Origin of the sequence: Pedobacter albus (assembly GCF_036324255.1) — a bacterium.
Lineage (GTDB): Bacteria > Bacteroidota > Bacteroidia > Sphingobacteriales > Sphingobacteriaceae > Pedobacter > Pedobacter albus.
Genome location: NZ_JAZDQT010000001.1, coordinates 427,708 through 445,509 on the forward strand (window position 1 = coordinate 427,708; position 17,802 = coordinate 445,509).

Annotated in this window: 12 protein-coding genes; 4 read left to right on the plus strand and 8 right to left on the minus strand. The window is 44.5% G+C overall.

Annotation, left to right across the window (positions count from 1 at the left end):
• Positions 1-107: 107 nt before the first annotated feature.
• The gene (locus VRU48_RS01770) at positions 108-1,061 is read right to left on the minus strand and encodes an ion channel (protein ID WP_330106215.1); all 954 of its coding nucleotides are present in this window, start codon (positions 1,059-1,061) and stop codon (positions 108-110) included.
• Positions 1,062-1,260: 199 nt separating this feature from the next.
• On the opposite strand from VRU48_RS01770, the gene trpD reads away from it, so the two are divergent.
• From trpD to trpA, 4 genes are all read left to right on the plus strand, one after another.
• Complete coding sequence (gene trpD, locus VRU48_RS01775) at positions 1,261-2,247, plus strand: anthranilate phosphoribosyltransferase (protein ID WP_330106216.1); 987 nt, start codon at positions 1,261-1,263, stop codon at positions 2,245-2,247.
• Between the two features lie 3 nt (positions 2,248-2,250).
• Complete coding sequence (locus VRU48_RS01780; RefSeq protein WP_330106217.1) at positions 2,251-2,877, plus strand: phosphoribosylanthranilate isomerase; 627 nt, start codon at positions 2,251-2,253, stop codon at positions 2,875-2,877.
• A gap of 37 nt (positions 2,878-2,914) precedes the next feature.
• The gene (trpB, locus tag VRU48_RS01785; RefSeq protein ID WP_330106218.1) at positions 2,915-4,099 is read left to right on the plus strand and encodes a tryptophan synthase subunit beta; all 1,185 of its coding nucleotides are present in this window, start codon (positions 2,915-2,917) and stop codon (positions 4,097-4,099) included.
• 84 nt (positions 4,100-4,183) lie between these two features.
• On the plus strand, positions 4,184-4,954 hold the full coding sequence (gene trpA, locus VRU48_RS01790; protein WP_330106219.1) for a tryptophan synthase subunit alpha: 771 nt from the start codon (positions 4,184-4,186) through the stop codon (positions 4,952-4,954).
• Between the two features lie 547 nt (positions 4,955-5,501).
• Here the strand turns inward: trpA and VRU48_RS01795 are convergent.
• The 7 genes from VRU48_RS01795 to VRU48_RS01825 form a co-directional block, all read right to left on the minus strand.
• The gene (locus VRU48_RS01795; RefSeq protein WP_330106220.1) at positions 5,502-5,960 is read right to left on the minus strand and encodes a GyrI-like domain-containing protein; all 459 of its coding nucleotides are present in this window, start codon (positions 5,958-5,960) and stop codon (positions 5,502-5,504) included.
• Between the two features lie 49 nt (positions 5,961-6,009).
• Positions 6,010-6,729, minus strand: a complete 720-nt coding sequence (locus VRU48_RS01800; protein ID WP_330106221.1) for a helix-turn-helix transcriptional regulator — start codon at positions 6,727-6,729, stop codon at positions 6,010-6,012.
• Between the two features lie 55 nt (positions 6,730-6,784).
• On the minus strand, positions 6,785-8,341 hold the full coding sequence (locus tag VRU48_RS01805) for a rhomboid family intramembrane serine protease (RefSeq protein WP_330106222.1): 1,557 nt from the start codon (positions 8,339-8,341) through the stop codon (positions 6,785-6,787).
• Between the two features lie 30 nt (positions 8,342-8,371).
• Positions 8,372-8,836, minus strand: coding sequence for a GyrI-like domain-containing protein (locus VRU48_RS01810; protein ID WP_330106223.1), 465 nt, complete (start codon positions 8,834-8,836; stop codon positions 8,372-8,374).
• Entirely contained in the window at positions 8,833-10,005 is a 1,173-nt protein-coding gene (gene nhaA, locus VRU48_RS01815) for a Na+/H+ antiporter NhaA (protein WP_330106224.1), read from the minus strand. The genes VRU48_RS01810 and nhaA overlap by 4 nt, the downstream gene beginning before the upstream one ends.
• Before the next feature lie 152 nt (positions 10,006-10,157).
• Complete coding sequence (locus VRU48_RS01820; protein ID WP_330106225.1) at positions 10,158-11,078, minus strand: PorP/SprF family type IX secretion system membrane protein; 921 nt, start codon at positions 11,076-11,078, stop codon at positions 10,158-10,160.
• Positions 11,079-11,092: 14 nt separating this feature from the next.
• Positions 11,093-17,410 (minus strand): T9SS type B sorting domain-containing protein, encoded by a 6,318-nt coding sequence (locus tag VRU48_RS01825; protein ID WP_330106226.1) that lies wholly within the window; start codon positions 17,408-17,410, stop codon positions 11,093-11,095.
• Between the last annotated feature and the right edge of the window lie 392 nt (positions 17,411-17,802).

The following is a 17,802-nucleotide window of genomic DNA, read 5'->3' on the forward strand; positions in this document are numbered from 1 at the left end:
TTAGTTAGTTGTGTTACCCAAAAATAAGCGAATTTTTAATCAAAACAACTAAGCGCTTAGTGAATTTTGAAATTTATTCTTATTTAGATTTTTTATTCCCTGCAAGATTAGATTTGTGCAGATGTCACCATTTCTATCTCGCTTAGTTTCGAGAGGTCTATGGTGGTAAGGCCGTTATCGTCGTGGTAAAAAACAGGTGCAAATTTGGCGTCGTAAATAATGCTTTCGTCTAGATAGGAGGCACGGCTATGCACGGTCTGCGAAAAAGTATCGTCAAAAGCCTGCAGCAAGACGATGAGTTCTACCTCGGCATCCATCAGTTCTTCTTTCGTTTTGCCAAAAAGCGGACTGTCTTCGTTAATAGGGTGTACTACGGTCCAGCTGAGGCTCAAAAGCCCTATTTTGCTTCTTTCGAGTTCGAGGGGCATAAACCTGCGCACTTTTTGGCCTCTAACCATTTCATTATAGGTAAAAACCAGCTGTACGGCGATTTCAATCAGTTGGCTATTGCGAAAATTGGCTAGTCTGAACATCAGGGCAGTTGTATTTTTGTAAGGTGCAACGACCATGTTTTTGCTGTACAGTATTTTGGCATTTGGCCTCGAAAATCGTCCGTAAAGCAATCCTGTAGCCAAAGCAAAAGCCAATAGGCCCAGCATCGATTCGAAGGCGGCAATGCAGCTGGTTATGAAGCCGCTCGGACTAATATGGCCGTAGCCTACGGTAGAAATGGTTTGGGCAGAAAAGAAAAAGGCATCAAAAAAATGGTCGCGCGGCGTAACCCCATCGGTACCTTTCAGGTTTTCGATGCCTACGCCAACATAAACAAAGGCAAATAAAATGTTGACAATGAGCCAGGCAATGACGATCACGGTCAAGAATTTGCCCCACGACATGGAAATGAGCCAATTGTAGGTGTCGGAGCTCCGGAAAAAGGGGAGGCCTATGCGTTTGATATTCGAGCTGCCATTGGCATTCATCATGCGCTGGTCTTTGCCCATGGGCCTGTTGCCAAAGCCCAAATCATCTTCCTGATGTAATTTCCGTTTAATAAAAGACATAATTCCGAATAATTTTAAGAAAGATTTTGCAAATAATAAAAACTATTTCATCTTTGCTTCAGAATGATTCAAGTAAACGTAAATAAAAACTGGTGGTGGCATAACGCAATAGCGTGATGTGACCTTTTTTTTTGTACGTTTATTTTTTAAAAAATATATAGAAGGTTGCTCATAAGGCAACCTTTTTTATTTGATACCCATGAAGAAAATACTTAACCACTTATTTGAAAACAAGACCTTTAGCCGTGAAGAGGCTAGAAAAATACTCACTTCCATTGCATTGGGCGAGTTCAACAGTTCGCAGATTGCCGCTTTTATTACGGCTTACTGCATGCGCAACATCACGGTAGAAGAATTGCAGGGCTTTAGGGATTCAATGCTCGATTTATGCCTAAAAGTAGACTTCTCAAGTTTTGAACTGGTTGACCTCTGCGGTACCGGTGGCGATGGAAAAGATACTTTTAACATTTCTACCCTGGCTTCTTTTGTGGTAGCCGGTGCGGGGCATCAGGTGGCCAAACATGGCAATTATGGCGTGTCTTCAGGCTGTGGCTCTTCTAATGTTATGGAATATTTGGGCTATAGCTTTACCAACGACGAAGACAGCCTGAAACGAAGCTTAGACAGGGCGGGCATCTGCTTTTTGCATGCGCCCTTGTTTAATCCGGCTATGAAAACCGTGGCACCGATCCGCAAGGAACTGGGCGTGAAAACATTTTTTAACATGTTGGGCCCCATGGTTAATCCCGCTCAGCCCAAAAACCAGATCGTGGGCGTTTTTAGCCTCGAACTGGCCCGTTTGTATGCCTATTTGTACCAACAAACCGATAAGAACTATACCATTATCCATGCAGTTGATGGCTTTGACGAGGTTTCGATGACCTGCGATTTCAAAACCTTCAGCAAAAAAGGCGAGGTATTGACCCAAATCAGTGATTTAGGCTTTGAGGAGATTGGTGAGCAGGAAATCAAAGGAGGCGATACGGTAGAATCATCAGCCAGGATTTTTATGGATATCCTGAATGGCGAAGGTACCGATGCACAAACCAACGTGGTACTGTGCAATGCGGCCTTGGCTATCCAAACCATTAAACAGGGCAGTTCTTTTGCCGATTGCTATTACGAAGCAGAAGAATCGTTGCTGGCCAAAAAAGCCCTGCATAGTTTTAAACAGTTGCTCAATTAAGCCATGGAAGCGAAACTTAAGATCTGTGGCATGCGGGAGGCCGCCAACATTGCTTCGGTAGCCGAATTGCAACCCGATTATATGGGATTTATCTTTTATCCCCAATCGCCACGTTGCATTAGCGAGGTTTCGGCCGAATTGATTAAATATGTGCCACCAAGCATTAAAACCACGGGCGTTTTTGTAAACGAAGAATTGGAAAAGGTCATTGCCTATGTAATCAAGTACAATTTAAAGGCGGTGCAGCTGCATGGGCAAGAAGATGTGGCTTATTGTGCTGCGCTTGCCGAAACAGGCGCGGAGGTGATCAAGGCATTTGGCATTGGCGAGGATTTTGATTTCGAGCAGCTCAAAGCTTATGAACCTGTGGTCGATTATTTCCTTTTCGATACGCAAACTCCCGTTCACGGGGGCTCAGGCAAGGTATTCGACTGGACTTTATTGGCCAAATACACCTTGGATAAACGCTATTTTTTGAGTGGCGGTATCGGGTTGGAACAAGTAGAAACCTTGAAACAATTGAACGATCCGCGCTTGTACGCCATCGATGTAAACAGCAAGTTTGAAGTGGCACCGGGCCTGAAAGACGTAACCCAACTGAAAGAATTTATAACATTAATGAATAACTAACGTCCCCGCTCGGTTTTAGAGGGAGGAGAAAGAAAATATGATGAACTATTTTGTAAACGAAAGAGGCTATTATGGCGATTTTGGTGGCGCTTACATCCCCGAAATGCTTTACCCCAATGTGGAAGAGCTGAGGCAGGAATACCTCAAGATTTTAAACGAAGAGAGTTTTCAGCAAGAATTTAGGGCCTTGCTCAAAGATTATGTAGGTCGGCCATCGCCTTTGTACCTGGCCAATCGCCTTTCGCAAAAGTATGGTGCCAATATCTTTTTGAAACGCGAGGATTTGAACCATACCGGTGCGCATAAAATCAACAATACCATCGGACAGATTTTATTGGCCGAACGTTTGGGCAAAAAGCGCATCATCGCCGAAACCGGTGCCGGACAACATGGCGTGGCCACGGCAACAGTATGTGCCCTACGCGGTCTGGAGTGCGTGGTTTACATGGGCGAAGTGGATATCCAACGTCAGGCACCCAATGTGGCCCGTATGAAAATGTTGGGCGCAAAGGTCGTTCCAGCTACTTCGGGCAGCAAAACCCTGAAAGACGCTACCAATGAAGCCATGCGCGATTGGATCAACAATCCGGTTGATACGCATTACATTATTGGTTCAGTAGTTGGCCCACATCCTTATCCCGATATGGTGGCCACTTTCCAATCGGTTATTTCTGAAGAAACCAAAAAGCAATTGTTAGAACAAACTGGTAGCGACCTGCCAAATTATGTACTGGCTTGCGTAGGTGGCGGCAGCAATGCCATGGGCATGTTCTATCATTTCATTAACGATGAAAGTGTAAAACTGATTGCCGTAGAGGCTGCAGGCAAAGGCGTAGACAGCGGTTTTTCGGCAGCTACTACTTACCTGGGCAAAGAAGGCGTGTTGCATGGCAGCCGGAGCATCTTGATGCAAACACCCGATGGACAAGTGGTAGAGCCACATTCGGTTTCTGCCGGATTGGATTACCCAGGCATTGGTCCTCAGCATGCACATTTGTTCAAAACGGGTCGTGGGCAATATGTTTCCATTACCGACGACGAATCGTTGCAGGCGGGCTTGTTGCTTACCCAATTGGAAGGCATTATTCCGGCCATAGAAAGTGCCCATGCCTTGGCTTATTTAGAAAAGATGCAGTTTAAGGGAGGCGAAAACGTAGTGGTTTGCCTTTCGGGCCGTGGCGACAAGGATATGGAAACTTATATGAAATATTTTAATTTATAGTAGAACGATAAGCGTAGTGCGGTGCTAAGTTTACGCCATTCGCCGTGCGCCATACGCTATACTCATTACGCAATACCCCATCACATGAACCGTTTACAACAACTTTTTCAGCATAAAAAGAAAGACATTCTTTCGATCTATTACACTGCAGGCTATCCGGCTTTAGACAGCACTTTGAAAATTGCACAGGCATTGCAGGAATCTGGAGCCGACTTTTTGGAAATAGGATTTCCCTATTCAGATCCTGTAGCCGATGGTCCGGTAATTCAGGCCAGCAGCAAACAAGCCTTAGATCAGGGCATGACTTTGCACTTGCTTTTTGAACAATTGAAAGACTTGCGTAAAACCGTTACCATTCCTATTTTATTGATGGGCTACGTAAACCCGGTATTGCAGTTTGGTGTTGCCAATTTTTGTAAGGCCTGCGCCGAAGTAGGAGTTGATGGTTGTATCATTCCAGACCTGCCGATGTACGAATATGAAGAACTGTACAAAGACGAATTCGAGAAAAACGGACTGAGCAATATTTTTTTGGTTACGCCGCAAACTTCTGAAGAACGTATCCGTAAAATTGACGGCTTAAGCAATGCCTTTATCTATTTGTTGTCTTCATCGGCCACAACTGGCAAAAACCTCGATGTTTCAGCCCAGGCAAAGGCTTATTTCTCTCGGATTAAGGCTATGGAACTCCACAATCCGCTGATGATTGGTTTTGGTATTTCTGATAAGCAAACTTTCGATTCGGCTAACGAATATGCCAGTGGCGCCATCATAGGCAGCGCTTTTGTCAAATGTTTGGCACAGGGTGATGTAGCAACACAGGTCAAAGATTTTATGAAGGAGTTCAGACCGTAAATCCAATTCCCCTCCACTGGAGGGGTGCCTGTAAGGCGGGGTGGTTTTATCACGAATGTTAGTGTTTTTCGTTGCCTATTGGACTTGGCTCGGTGCTTGTTGGTGAAGAACACCAACAAGTGCTAAGAGGAACGAAGCAATTCCCATCAATGAATTATGCCATCAACGAAGCAATCCCTAGTTAATATATGTATGCTGTCGTTGGTGTTCTTCACCAACGATCAAATTAGCATAAGTTTTGTCCGTCAAAACACAACAAGTGCAATATGGATTTCAAATCCAAAGGTATTGGGGTCGAGATGGCACATCCCGACCAGCGTCGGACTTTATGAAGGAGTTCAGACCGTAAATCCCATTCCCCTCCACCGGAGGGGTGCCTGCAAGGCGGGGTGGTTTTATCACGAATGTTAATGTTTTTCGTTGCCTATTGGACTTAGCTCGGTGCTTGTTGGTGAAGAACACCAACAAGCGCTAAGAGGAACGAAGCAATTCCCATCAATGAATTATGCCATCGTTGGTGTTCTTCACCAACGATCAAACAACGAATCTACCTTAGCCCAATAAAGATATCCACTTCGGCATCCTGCGGGTTCTGTGCCTTTTCGCCATATATCTCAAAATCGGTTTGAAAAGCCCTAGGCAGATCCGAATTCCAGATTTCGGTCCAAGCGTTAAATACAGTGCCCTCATGTAAATTGCCTTTGGCCACATACTTGGCATAATTGGCTTCGTCTATGTTTTTGCCAACTAATCCAGCCGGAATATAATCAAGGTTGCTTACCTGATAGCCCAATAAGGTTGTGTAGGGGCGGGTATGGTCTTTTTCGTAATCGGTATAAAGGCAATAAATATCCTGACTTACTTTATTGGTAATTTGGCCGGCTATGTTTTCGCTTAAAAATCGGTGCCAAAGGGCCGGAATATCCTGTGCCGACTGGCCGTTTTCGTTGGTGGTTCTGATGCTGATGCCGATAACGTAGAATGGTTTAACGCTTTGAGTGCTCATGGGAATTTGATTTTGTTGAGCTCAAAAATAAAACCGCCGAGTGACAGCCTTATGTCAGGGCTGCTTCGTAATTTTTTTTGCAGATTTCAATGTATTCTTCCAAGGTCAATTGGTGCGGTTCAAAAGCCTCCTGCAAAACTTCAAGATTGGTCATCCGATCCATACGGAAAGCCCTGTAGTCTTTTCTTAGCCTGCACCAGGCAATCAACAGCCAGTTTTCTTGGGTACTGTTGTAAATGGCAAAGGGCTCAATAACCCTTTGCGTAGTTTGTTTGCCTTCTAAAGTGAGATAATTGAGCCTTATCAGCTTAAAATTGGTCAGCGCCAGCTGGATGCACGACAAGTAACTGCTGGTATGGTTGCTTTCGTCGTGATGGGCAAAAATAGTGCGCTCGGCCAACAGGTTGGCTTTGTCTTTGGTATTGTAGCGCAAAACCGACTTGATTTTGTTGATGGCTTCGATGTATTCGCGAACAAAAGAAGAATCCTTGTTTTGGCGGATCAGCTGTTCAGCGGTAACCAAAGCGTTGGCTTCGCTCTCGGTGAGCATAATGGGTGGCACCCGATAGCCTTCCATAATGGAGTAGCCCTTGCCCGGATCAGTTAAAATAGGTACGCCCGACTGTTCCAGTGCCCTGATATCGCGATAGATGGTGCGGATGCTTACCTCGAATTTTTCGGCCAATTCGGTAGCTGTAAGCAGTCTTTTGGTCTGCAGTTGCGTTAAAATGGCTGTTAAGCGAGGCAGGCGTTTGGGGTTGTTGGACATTGTTGCAGGCTTTTGAATAGGCTTTTGCGAATATAGCTATTGTGGCAAACAAAGTTCATCGTTTTTGATGAGGTCTTTTAATGGTATTGAGCAACTCGCCGGTTTGTTTGATCCGCGCATTGATTTCGTTATCGTACTCGTGGGTGCCTTCTTCAACCGCTTTATACATGAGTTCGTAGGTTTTGATGTTTTCCTCGCAATAATGCCTGAGCACCTTGTTGCGCTTGGCAAATAGGGGATGAATGCCTTGCTTGTCCAGTTCGTCTAAGATTTCAATTCCTCTTTTCCAATAATAGATCCCTACGTCTTTAATGTCTGATAACGATTTTTCCCGACCTGCAGCCGTGGTGTCTATCGGAAAGATATTCAAAGCCAGGCTTTCTACCGAATGGAAATCGGTCATGAGCTTATCATAGGCTACCTGGTCAAAATCGGGGTCGTCTGATGGATTGTCTGCTTTGGCTAGGGCCGGTGGTGGCATAACAATTTGCACTTCGTTAGTCTTTAACTGGTCGTAAGTTACGCCCGAACAAACCAAAACAACCAAGGCCAGAAAACCGATGGAAAAATATTTAATGGCAGGCTCCTGCGTTCTTTTCAGGCTGGGCACAAAGGCAAAGCCGATGACGAACCCCGAAAGGAGGCCGCCGATGTGTGCGGCATTGTCGATATCGCCTTTTAAGCCGTAAATGAGGTTATAGGCCACAAAAATACCCATGCTGATCAGCAAAGCCTTGCGTGCCTTTTGCTCTACCAAACTGGTGCAAAGCAAGGCCAACAATACGCCATACAGCCCGAAAATTGCACCCGAGGCGCCGGCACTGATGGTCAACTCGTGCCAACTTAAGCTGGTGATGCTGGCCACAATGCCGGTTAACAAATAAGCCACAAGAAATCTCGACCTGCCCAGCATCGGCTCTAAAAAGATAGCAACATACACCAGGGCAAACATATTGAACAGCAAATGGACAATGCCGATGTGCAGGAAACAGTTGCTGAGCAACCTCCACCATTGGCCGTTTAAAGTTGCCGGACGGAAGTTGGCGCCCCATTGCAACAGAATTTCGGACGAAGGATTGAGGATACTGGCGCCATTGATGGTCATGAGCACAAAGCCCCCCACATTAAGCCAAATGAGGATCGGCGTAATGAAAAAGCCTTGTCGAGGCATAAAGAACTTGAAAAAATCGACGAAATCTTCCTTAGCTGTTGAGGGTGGCAGTTTCAGAAAATCATCTTCTTCCGGAGCCAGCTCAGGTTGCAGGGCTTCAAACTTTTGTTGCAGTTCTTCGGCAGTAAATTGCTGTTTAGCATCATCAAGTGCCAAAATAAAGGCCACGACGTTCTTTTTGTTTTTTCCAAAATCAAACATTTCCGAGCCTAGCGAACTGCTAGTTAATGTTGCTGTTTCGCCTTTGATCAGTAATTTGATTTCGAAATTGCTTTTAAAAAAACCGTTGTCGGTATGGACAATAAAACCGGTTTCGCTCATAAACATAAGGTTGAGGCCTTGTGTTTTTGCGGCTTCCACGGCTGCGGCTAAAAATGGTTGGGCTTCGAGAGGCGAAACCCGAAGTTCTTCGGTGTGTTTGGGGGTAAATCCAAATGCCATGAGTTGCGTAATTTAGGGTAGTTGATCTGGTTAAGGTTTAATGGCTACAAAAATTTCGACTTGGGCATTGCTCCAGTCTTTGCTTTGTTCGCCGTAGATTTCAAAGTCGTAGGTATAAGCGCGGTTCAGGTCACTGTTCCAAATAGCTGTCCAGGCATCGCTCATGCAATTGGGCATTTGGCCTTTTGCCATCAGCTTTACATAGTTGCCAGTGGCGATTGATAAACTGCTCAATCCAGCAGGTACTGGTGTCGTTTCGGGTACTTTGCATCCGATAAAGTAGGAGAAGGGCTGGGTGTGGTCGCCTTCATAATCGAAATACACCGCATAGATTTCGTCGCCTAGCTTTTCGGGTAAGAGTTCGGCTATGTTTTCGGTTTCGAATTTTTGCCATAAGTGGCCACAATCTATAGCCGATTGCCCATTTTGGTTGGTGGTTGGGTGTGCAAGCTGCAGACCGATTAAGCGAAAGCCAGGGATGGAATTATGGGTCATCGGGTTCGAGTTTTTATGCTTTTTAAGTAAATAAAGCCCGCTATTCCTGCCAAAACAGAAGCGCATAGGATAGAAAATTTGGCTTCAACCACAAACAATGGGTTTTTGAACGAAAGCAAGGCGATAAAAATAGACATGGTAAATCCGATGCCGGCCAACATGCCCACCCCAACAATGTGTTTCCAATTGGCTCCCGAAGGCAGTTTGGCCAATTTCATTTTCACGGCCAGCCAAGAGAAAAAGCTGATGCCTATGGTTTTGCCTACAAACAATCCGGTTATAATGCCCAATCCCAAAGGCGAAACCAGACCATCGATCATTTCCTTTTGGAAGGTGATGTTGGTATTGGCCAAGGCGAAAATAGGCATGATGAGGTAATTGACCGGAAGGGTGAGGCTATGTTCCAGTTTTTCGAGTGGCGATTCGACGGCCGTGTTGTTGGTTGGGATGGTAAACGCCAGCAAAACACCCGCAATAGTGGCATGGATACCCGAATGATGGACAAAATACCAAAGAAATATGCCTGGTACCAGGTAAAAGATCAACCGTTTTACCTTGAAATAATTGAGCAACAAAAGGAAGGCAAAGATACCGCCTGCGATAAAAAGCTCCGTCCAGTGGATTTTTTCGGTATAAAAAACAGCAATCACCAAAATGGCACCGAGGTCGTCGGCAATGGCCAAAGCTGCGAGGAATATTTTAAGCGAAGGAGGCACGTTTTTGCCCAACATGGCAATGATGGCCAAGGCAAAGGCAATATCCGTTGCCATCGGGATGCCCCAGCCCGAAGCTGTTTCTGTACCTTGGTTAAAGAGGAAATAAATAAGCGCCGGAACAATCATACCACCCAAGGCCGCCAGCACCGGCAAAGATGCTTTTTTAACGCTGGAGAGCTCGCCTTCCAAAAGTTCGCGCTTGATTTCCAAGCCGACCAGCAAAAAGAAAATGGCCATCAACCCATCGTTTATCCAGGCCGAAATGCTGTAGCTTATCGATATGGAACTCGTTTGAAAACCAAATTCCCTTGCCAAAAAAACAGCGAAATTGATAGACTGGCTTGAATTGGCAATGCACAAGGAAATGATTACGCAAACCAATAAAAGTATGCCACCCACTTTTCCCGATTGGAAGAATTTTTTAAAAATATTGAGATTGATCTTTTTGGCCATGCCCTAAAAATAAAGAAAAGAAAGCGTTTTTCGGTACAAGATTTTAAGCATGTTGTTTGCAGTAGCGTATTGTTTTGCACTTCGAATGCGATTAATCAGGCATAAAAAAACCGCTCCAAAAGAAGCGGTTTTGATAAGATTGGGTAGTTTGTTTATTTAAACAAGCTGGCTCTCAAGCTGATTTCGAAAGTACCATTGGCCGAACCTTGCAGGGCAGAGGTTTCGGTGGTGTAAAAGCCCATGATAGCCAGCGAATTTTTGTAATTGATGCCTGCACCAAACGAAGCACTTTTGGTGGTATGGTACATGCCCATGATGAATATTTTCTCGGCAAAAATGAAATTGGCTCCGGCATCCACAATGTTCTCGTAACCTTTAATGCCCCTAAAAGCCACTTTCGGTTCGATTTCGAGTGCATTAACGCCCGTTCCGGTACCAAACTTATAGCTGGCCGCTGCATAAAACTGCGAACGGTCTACATTGTTGTTGTCTTCCTGCTTAATCAGGCTCCTGATGTTAGGCAAGGCCGCCTCGATGTTGAGCTTGTTGCTGGTATAGGCTATCCCAAAATCGCCATCAAATAGCGAACCTTTATTATTGAACTGGGCAATAGACATATCGGTAGGATCGCCGTTTACCTCGCTGTAGTCGATACGCTCGTTCATGATGCCAACGGATGCACCAAAATTAAGTTTTTGGTTGTTGTCGTTCAAGGGCAGGTGATAGGCGTAAGTAGCTACGGCTTTGGTGCGTTGCAATGAGCCTGCTTTTTCGTTAAATACGTTAAGTCCCAAACCCACCTTGTTCATTTTATAATCGGCGGTGATGGATTGCGTACTTGGCGAACCCGGAATGTTGCTCCATTGCTTGCGGTAATTGAGGTTTACGTTTAAACCGTCCATCATTCCAGCAAAAGCCGGATTAGCTTGGTATTGGTTCAAAAAGTATTGTGAGGTTAACGGGTTGAGCTGTGCCTGGGCAGTTGTGGTGCCCAGTATGCTCACTGCCGAACTAAGCAATAACAGTCCAATTGCATTGCTCAAAAATTGATATTTTTTAAAATTGATCTTCATTGGAGTGTTGCGTTTTAGTTTCTAACAATGGTAATGTAGCCTTTAAATGGAGTGATGTTGGTTCCAAACTCGAGGATGTAGTAGTACGTGTCTGAAGCCAATGGCGTACCGTTGTAGGTACCGTCCCATTCGTTGGCATAACCTTTTTTGGTGTATACTTTTCGGCCAGACCTATCGAAAATGGTCAAGGTATTGTTCGGATAATAATCGATGTTCTGGATCACGAATTTGTCGTTTTTGCCATCGCCGTTAGGGCTCATGATGTTAAGCGCTTTTACCTGATAATCGTCTTGTACCTGAATGGTAATGCTCTGTGTAGTGGTACAGCCCGAAGCATTGGTTCCGGTAACGGTGTAGGTAGTGGTTTGTTTTGGCCTGATGGTTAAATTGGCACTTCCTTGTCCGGCAATTACATCTGTTAGTGGCGACCAGGTATAGGTGCTTGCACCGCTGGCCGAAAGTACGATTGAGGTACCTTTAGAAACTACTGCCGAAGAAGTATTGCTCGTAATAACCAAGGCAGGCATTGCATTGATAACTACGGTAGCTGTTCCGCTTTGCGCTTGATTAGTATAGGCATCGGCTACGTTAACCAAAGCATACACAAATGTTCCGGCAGTATTGGTAGGCGCGTTTAAAGTTGCAGTAGTGTTATTGCTGGTAATGGTTCTGTTTGCACCACCATTAATGGTATAGGTAAAGGTATAAGGTGCAGTTCCTGCCGCGCCAGTAAAGGTAACCACAGGCGAGGTACCATTTAAGCAAACCTGTGCATTTCCGGCTAGGGTAGCAGTTGGCAACGGACGTACAATTACAGTTGCCGTTCCGGTTTGTGCCTGGCCACAGTTGGCATCGCTTACATTAACCAAATTATAGGCAAAAGTACCTGCCGCATTTGTTGGAACGGCTACGGTTACACTATTGCCACTGGTAGTGGTTACGGTTTTGTTGGTGCCACCGTTAATGTTGTAGGTAAAAGTGTATGGTGCAGTTCCGTTGGCGCCGGTAAAGGTAATTAGGGGTGCTGTTGCATTCACGATCACTGCTGTAGAACCCGAAATACTCGCAGTAGCCAAGGTGCGAATGGTAACAGTTGCCGTACTGGTTTGCGCCTGACTGGCATTGGCATCGGCAATGCTTATCAAATTGTAGGCAAACGTACCGGTAGCATTTGTTGGTGCAGCTAGGGTTACGCTATTGCCACTGGTGGTCGTTATGGTTCTGTTTGTTCCACCATTAATATTGTAGGTGAAAGTAAAAGGAGCCGTACCCACAGTAGCTGTAAACGTAAGGTTAGGTGTTGCTGCATTTTGACAAACAGCAGTGGTGCCGCTAATGTTGCCAACAGGCAATGGATTAACCACAATGGTTGCGGTTCCTGTTTGCGGTTGACTGCAATTGGCATCGCTTACGCTAAGCAGGTTGTAGTTGAACGTACCTGCTGTAGCCGTAGATGCGGTAAGCGTAACGCTGTTGCCACTGGTTGTGGTAATGGTTTGGTTGGTACCGCCATTCATGTTATAGGTAAAAGTATAAGGGGCAGTTCCGTTGGCTCCGGTAAAAGTAACTACTGGTGCCGTTGCATTAACCGCGGTTGTTGCGGTACCGGCAATAGTGGCGGTAGCCAAGCTGCGAACAGTAATCGTAGCCGTACCTGTTTGTGCCTGACCGGCATTGACATCAGAAACGCTCACCAAGTTATAGTTATACGTTCCAGCGGTATTGGTTGGTGCTGCTACTGTTACGGAACTGTTGGTGCCATTTGTAGTTATGGTCTGGTTAGTTCCACCATTAATATTATAGATAAAAGTAAACGGTGCGGTTCCGTTGCTTCCCGTGAAGGTAATATTCGGTGCGGTTCCGTTTAAACATAAAGCCGTAGTTCCTGTAATGCTGGCAACAGGAATAGGATTGATTTTAATGGTTGTAGAAATGTTTTGTGTTTGAGTGCTATAAGCATCTGTAATACTAGTAACCGTGTAAACAAATGTGCCTAAGGTATTGGTAGGTACGCTTACTGTAGCGGTATTTGTGGTAGTGGTTAAAGTTTGGTCTGCACCACCATTAATGTTATAGGTGAACGTAAATGGAGCAGTTCCAGTAGACGCCGTAAAAGTAATTACAGGAGAAGTTGCATTTACTGGAACAGAAATATTGCCACTTAGCGAGGTAGTGGGTCTGGCATAGATATGCAAATTAGCTGTCCTGTAATTGATAACATAATTGGTGTTTAATGCCAACGTACCTTGCTGTATAGCATAATCTCCAGAAGTTTCGCCAGCATCGCGAGTTAAGGCGCCCGTAAAACTATCAGCCCCTAATAACATAGGCGTTGCAATATAGGTGAACATCGGATCTATTGTTCCTTCAACTTTTGTTTTGGCATCAGCCGTTACTGTAATGGTTTTAGGCGAAATAGTCAGTACCTGTTGCTTAGGTGTTGCCGGGTTAAAGAAAGTATCTCCAGGTTGATTGGCGGTAATCGTTACTGTACCTGCTTTTAAGATATGGATATCATTATTGTTAATGGTTGCAATATCGGTATCGCTGCTGGTATAGGTAATGTTGATGCCTGTGTTGTCGCTCGTGGCTCCTGCCGTTAGATCTGGATCGCCATAAGTTGCTTGCCTTGTAGCGGCAAAAGTAATGTTCTGGTCTTTCTTAACGGTTGAGTCGTCCCTGGTATACCAGATAGGAGAAGTAATGATCCTACTTCCATCGGCTTCAACAATATCTGCATAATAATAACCTGTAGCCAGATTAGCCAAGGCATTGTCGGTGTAACTTAAAGTTGAACTTGTACTTGTAGTCAATTCTACCGGGTTAACGCCGCTTCCAGGGGTTCCGTATAAAATCTTAATACTGGTTACCGGGCTCGTGGTAATCGTACCTACGGCTATCTCTGGCGCGCCTGAGGTTTTGAATATACTTCCTACAGGCTGTTTATTGATGGTGAAAACAACTTTGGCCGCAGAATCTTGTGAGGCATAGAAGCGCATTTTTTTGATGGCATCCAATAAGTCGTTTTCGGTAAGAGCCGGAGCGAGTACCACTAACCTCGACCGCGTATGTTTACCAAAGGTTAGGTTGTGGTTGTCATGGTCAATATTTGCCCCAAGGTGATAGCCTCTGGCAAGCATCCGGTTATAATAACTCAAATAGCTCATCGAGCTTGCCGGATCAGAATAAGTAACATTGGTAGAAAAGGCAGGGCCGCTCTCTAAAGCTGTACCAACAATCGCGCTATCAGCACTTAAATCGTAAGTTGCCGAAATGTTATTAAAGTCGGTGGTGTTAGGATGGGCCAAGGTAGCTATGGCATTTAGGCCGTGTCTGTTAATCATCCTGAACAATCCTGTAGGACCTGTGTAAGTGCTTTTAGGTACATAGATCTGGTTTTCGCCAGGTTCCCAGCCTATCAACGAATCGATACCGTAAACAATTACGTGTCCGCCTCCGCTGATTACACCCCATTCCATTCCGTGCATAGCCACAAAAGTTGAGGTTGTAGCATTTTTAGCGGCGTCTATGCCTGGCTGCCAATTAGCCAACGACATGCCTGCTTGTGTATGATTATGCTCGGATATGCCCAAGAAATCCATTTTCATGGCCGTTTTGGCAAAGGCATAATCGTCTTCCGGTTTTTTGGTTAAATCGTCTTTATTTCCGTCAGAATAACTGCTGTGGCTATGTAGATTGCCATAGTAGAAATTAAGTTTATTTACGTCAAGGACACCTGTTTTAAAATTCCCTAAAAGTGGTTGCGCAGTTAAATACAATGGTCCGCCGCTGCAGGCGCTGTTTACTGCATAAATAAAGAAATAGTAATTGGTGTTTTGTGTTAAGTTGTTTCGAGTGAACGAAGTACCTATTCCTCTTTTTACGACAATGCCACCACCCAATTGATCGCCAACATTATAAATGGTTTGATTGGTTGGGGTAGCGGTTAAGGTACTATTGGTACTCATTACCACCAAATATTCATCTGTTGATGCAGATGCGGTGAAAGATGCCTGAATAAAATTATAATTAGAAGCGGTAATGGCAAAGTTTGTAGGCTGTGCCGATGGGGTAGTACATGGCAGCAAGGCTTTTGTTGCTTGCGAGGCAGTTAAAATGCTTGTAGTCAGATATTTTGGTCCGCCGGTGCAAGAAAGATTGTTCAATGGAACAATAAAATAATTATAAGTAGTAGAACTGGTTAAGCCATTGTCTGTAAAGGTATTCGTTACGATTTTGTTGATGACCGTACCACCACCAAGAGCAGATCCGATAGCATAAGCGGTACCATCTACAGGCACGGCGCTTAATGTTGCGTTTAAGCTCCTTATAATTAGGTATTCATTGGCATCTGTCGATTTGGTGAAGCTTGCCGTAATGCTGCCTGTGGTAACATTGCTAAAGTTTAACGCTGTTGCAGGGGTGCTCGGAGCTGCACAAACAGGTAGGTTTGGCGGAAAATGCACGCCTAATCTGTCAGGGTCGTCATCGTCAATTGCATTCTGAACGGTTGCAAGAGGCGTTCTCGTCCAATCCGCATCAATGTAAGTCGGGCTAGGAGCCGTTACATTTAAGCTTCTTACATAGGAAACGTCTTTTGCATTGACCCCCTGGCCAAAAGCATCGATAATATTGTTGTTTGCATCGAGTAGCGCTACACCGTCGTTGCCGTTAAAGTTGATTACAAGGTTGTTGTTCATTATCGCACTAGCAGGCGTTAAATAAGGAACCTCGGTGCCATTGCCTGTATTGCCCAATAACACTGTTCCGTTGGCAGGAATCGTAAAGTTTAGATTTACAATCTGCGATGGCGTACCGGTAATATTGATGTTGCCTGCATCGCCCGAAATGTTATAAAGCGCAAGTTTTAGTTGGGGAGAAGCCGTGTTGATCGGCGCATTGCTCAGGTTGGTTAATTCTATCCATTTGTTTACTGATGTTCCCTCGTAGTATTGACTGATAATTACAGGTGCACTTACCAAAGGTGGATTAGCTGTTGTAGCATCTATACTAGCAACAGTGGTTTGTAAGTTGCCAGCGTTGTCTTGGGCAACTACATATAGGGTATAAGCCGTGCCTACTGCTAGGCCTGAAATTGAAGCACTGGCATCGGTATTGGCTATATTGGTAAAAGATCCTGATTTTAAGGCTGCTGAACCTGTTCCATCCTGAGCTGCTTTAACTTGTGCAGGTGTTGGCGTGGTGCCGCCAGCTAAAGCTAAAACATAATAGGTAGTACCCGCTTCGTTGATATTGTTTGCAAAATCTACGGAAGTAGTGGTAACAGCTGTTCTTTTTGGATAGGTTGCTGCCGTTGTCGGTGGGGTAACATCGCCTGTTACACCTGTTCCGCTCAGGCTAATATTTACATCTGTTGCACCATTACTAGCGTTGGTAAGGGTTCCATTAGCCAATCCGTTAGCAGTAGGGCTAAAGCGGACATAAACTGTCGGGGAAGCCATGGCTTCGGTTGCCGTAAAACTGATTGACGTACTAAAAGTAGTTCCGTTTTTGGAAATCTCGTAAGGAATAGTAGCATTCACGCTTACATTCGAGGTCAAGTTGCTACCTCCTAATGTGTAGTTCTGTGCGGCAGAGCTGGTACCTGTATTTTGCGAACCAAAAGAAAATGCGGTAGCATTGGCATTTAATGTTGGCGTAGTTGCTAAAGATGTAGCTGTAACAGTTAAATCATCTATAGAGATCTTAGGCCTTGATCCCGAAGCCGTATTTGAACTGGTTCCATTATGGTAATAAAACCTGATCACGGCGCTACTTACATTATTGAATGCGCTGGGCAGGGCTACATTAATATTGCCTGAACCAGCCACATTATTGGTAAAATTTAGTACTTGAGCCGAAGTTAGTTCGGTAAAGTTTGTCCCGTCTATGGATGTGTAAACTCGTAAGGAAGCATTTCTGTTTCCTGTAGAGTTGTTCACTACGGCCCAGTTAAAACTTAGGTTTCCGGCATTCACTCCCGAAAAATTCACCAAGAAGTCAATAGCGACAGCGGTACTGTTCTCAGCTGTCCCAGTACTTAATAATTGGATGTTTTGGGTTCCTTTTTGTACTCCTCCGCTGGTACCCGTAGAAAAGGTAGCGGTGGAAGTAGTTGTTTTTATACCGTCGGGAATAGTTCCCGTTGCATTTACTGGAACCGATTTAAAAGGAGCAGCTCTCGTTCCACTGGCAAAATTGTTTGCCCAACCCGCAATGCTGGCGAAGTTTTCGGTGTAAGTTAAACCCGCTTGACTGGCCATTGGCACAGGTGTTTGTGCTTTGGCAAACTGGCAGATTAACAAGAATGTAATTAGTAAAAGTTTTCTCATATACATTAATTTAACGGTCAAATGTATATGCAAAAACCAGATTTCAGTGTTAACTTGTTGTTAAATAATTGTTGTGTGGAAAAATAAATGTAATTTTTCCTTTATCTTAACGTTTCTGGAAATTTGCTAATCATAAATTTTTTGAAACCAGAGGTATTACGGAATTTTATTTTAGAATCTCAGTTTTTTGCTGAATTGGCATACCAAAAGCATGGACAAATCATTGATCGATAAAAATCTACTTTCAAAAAAAGATAATAGAATCATTATGCTTTAAAGTCATATTTCATTTTACCTTTTCTACTTCAGCGCCATTTCAAGCAGAATCCCATCAAGATTTGCTTAAAATTAAGACTTTTATGTCTTAATTTCAGAATCGTAATATCCTTCCA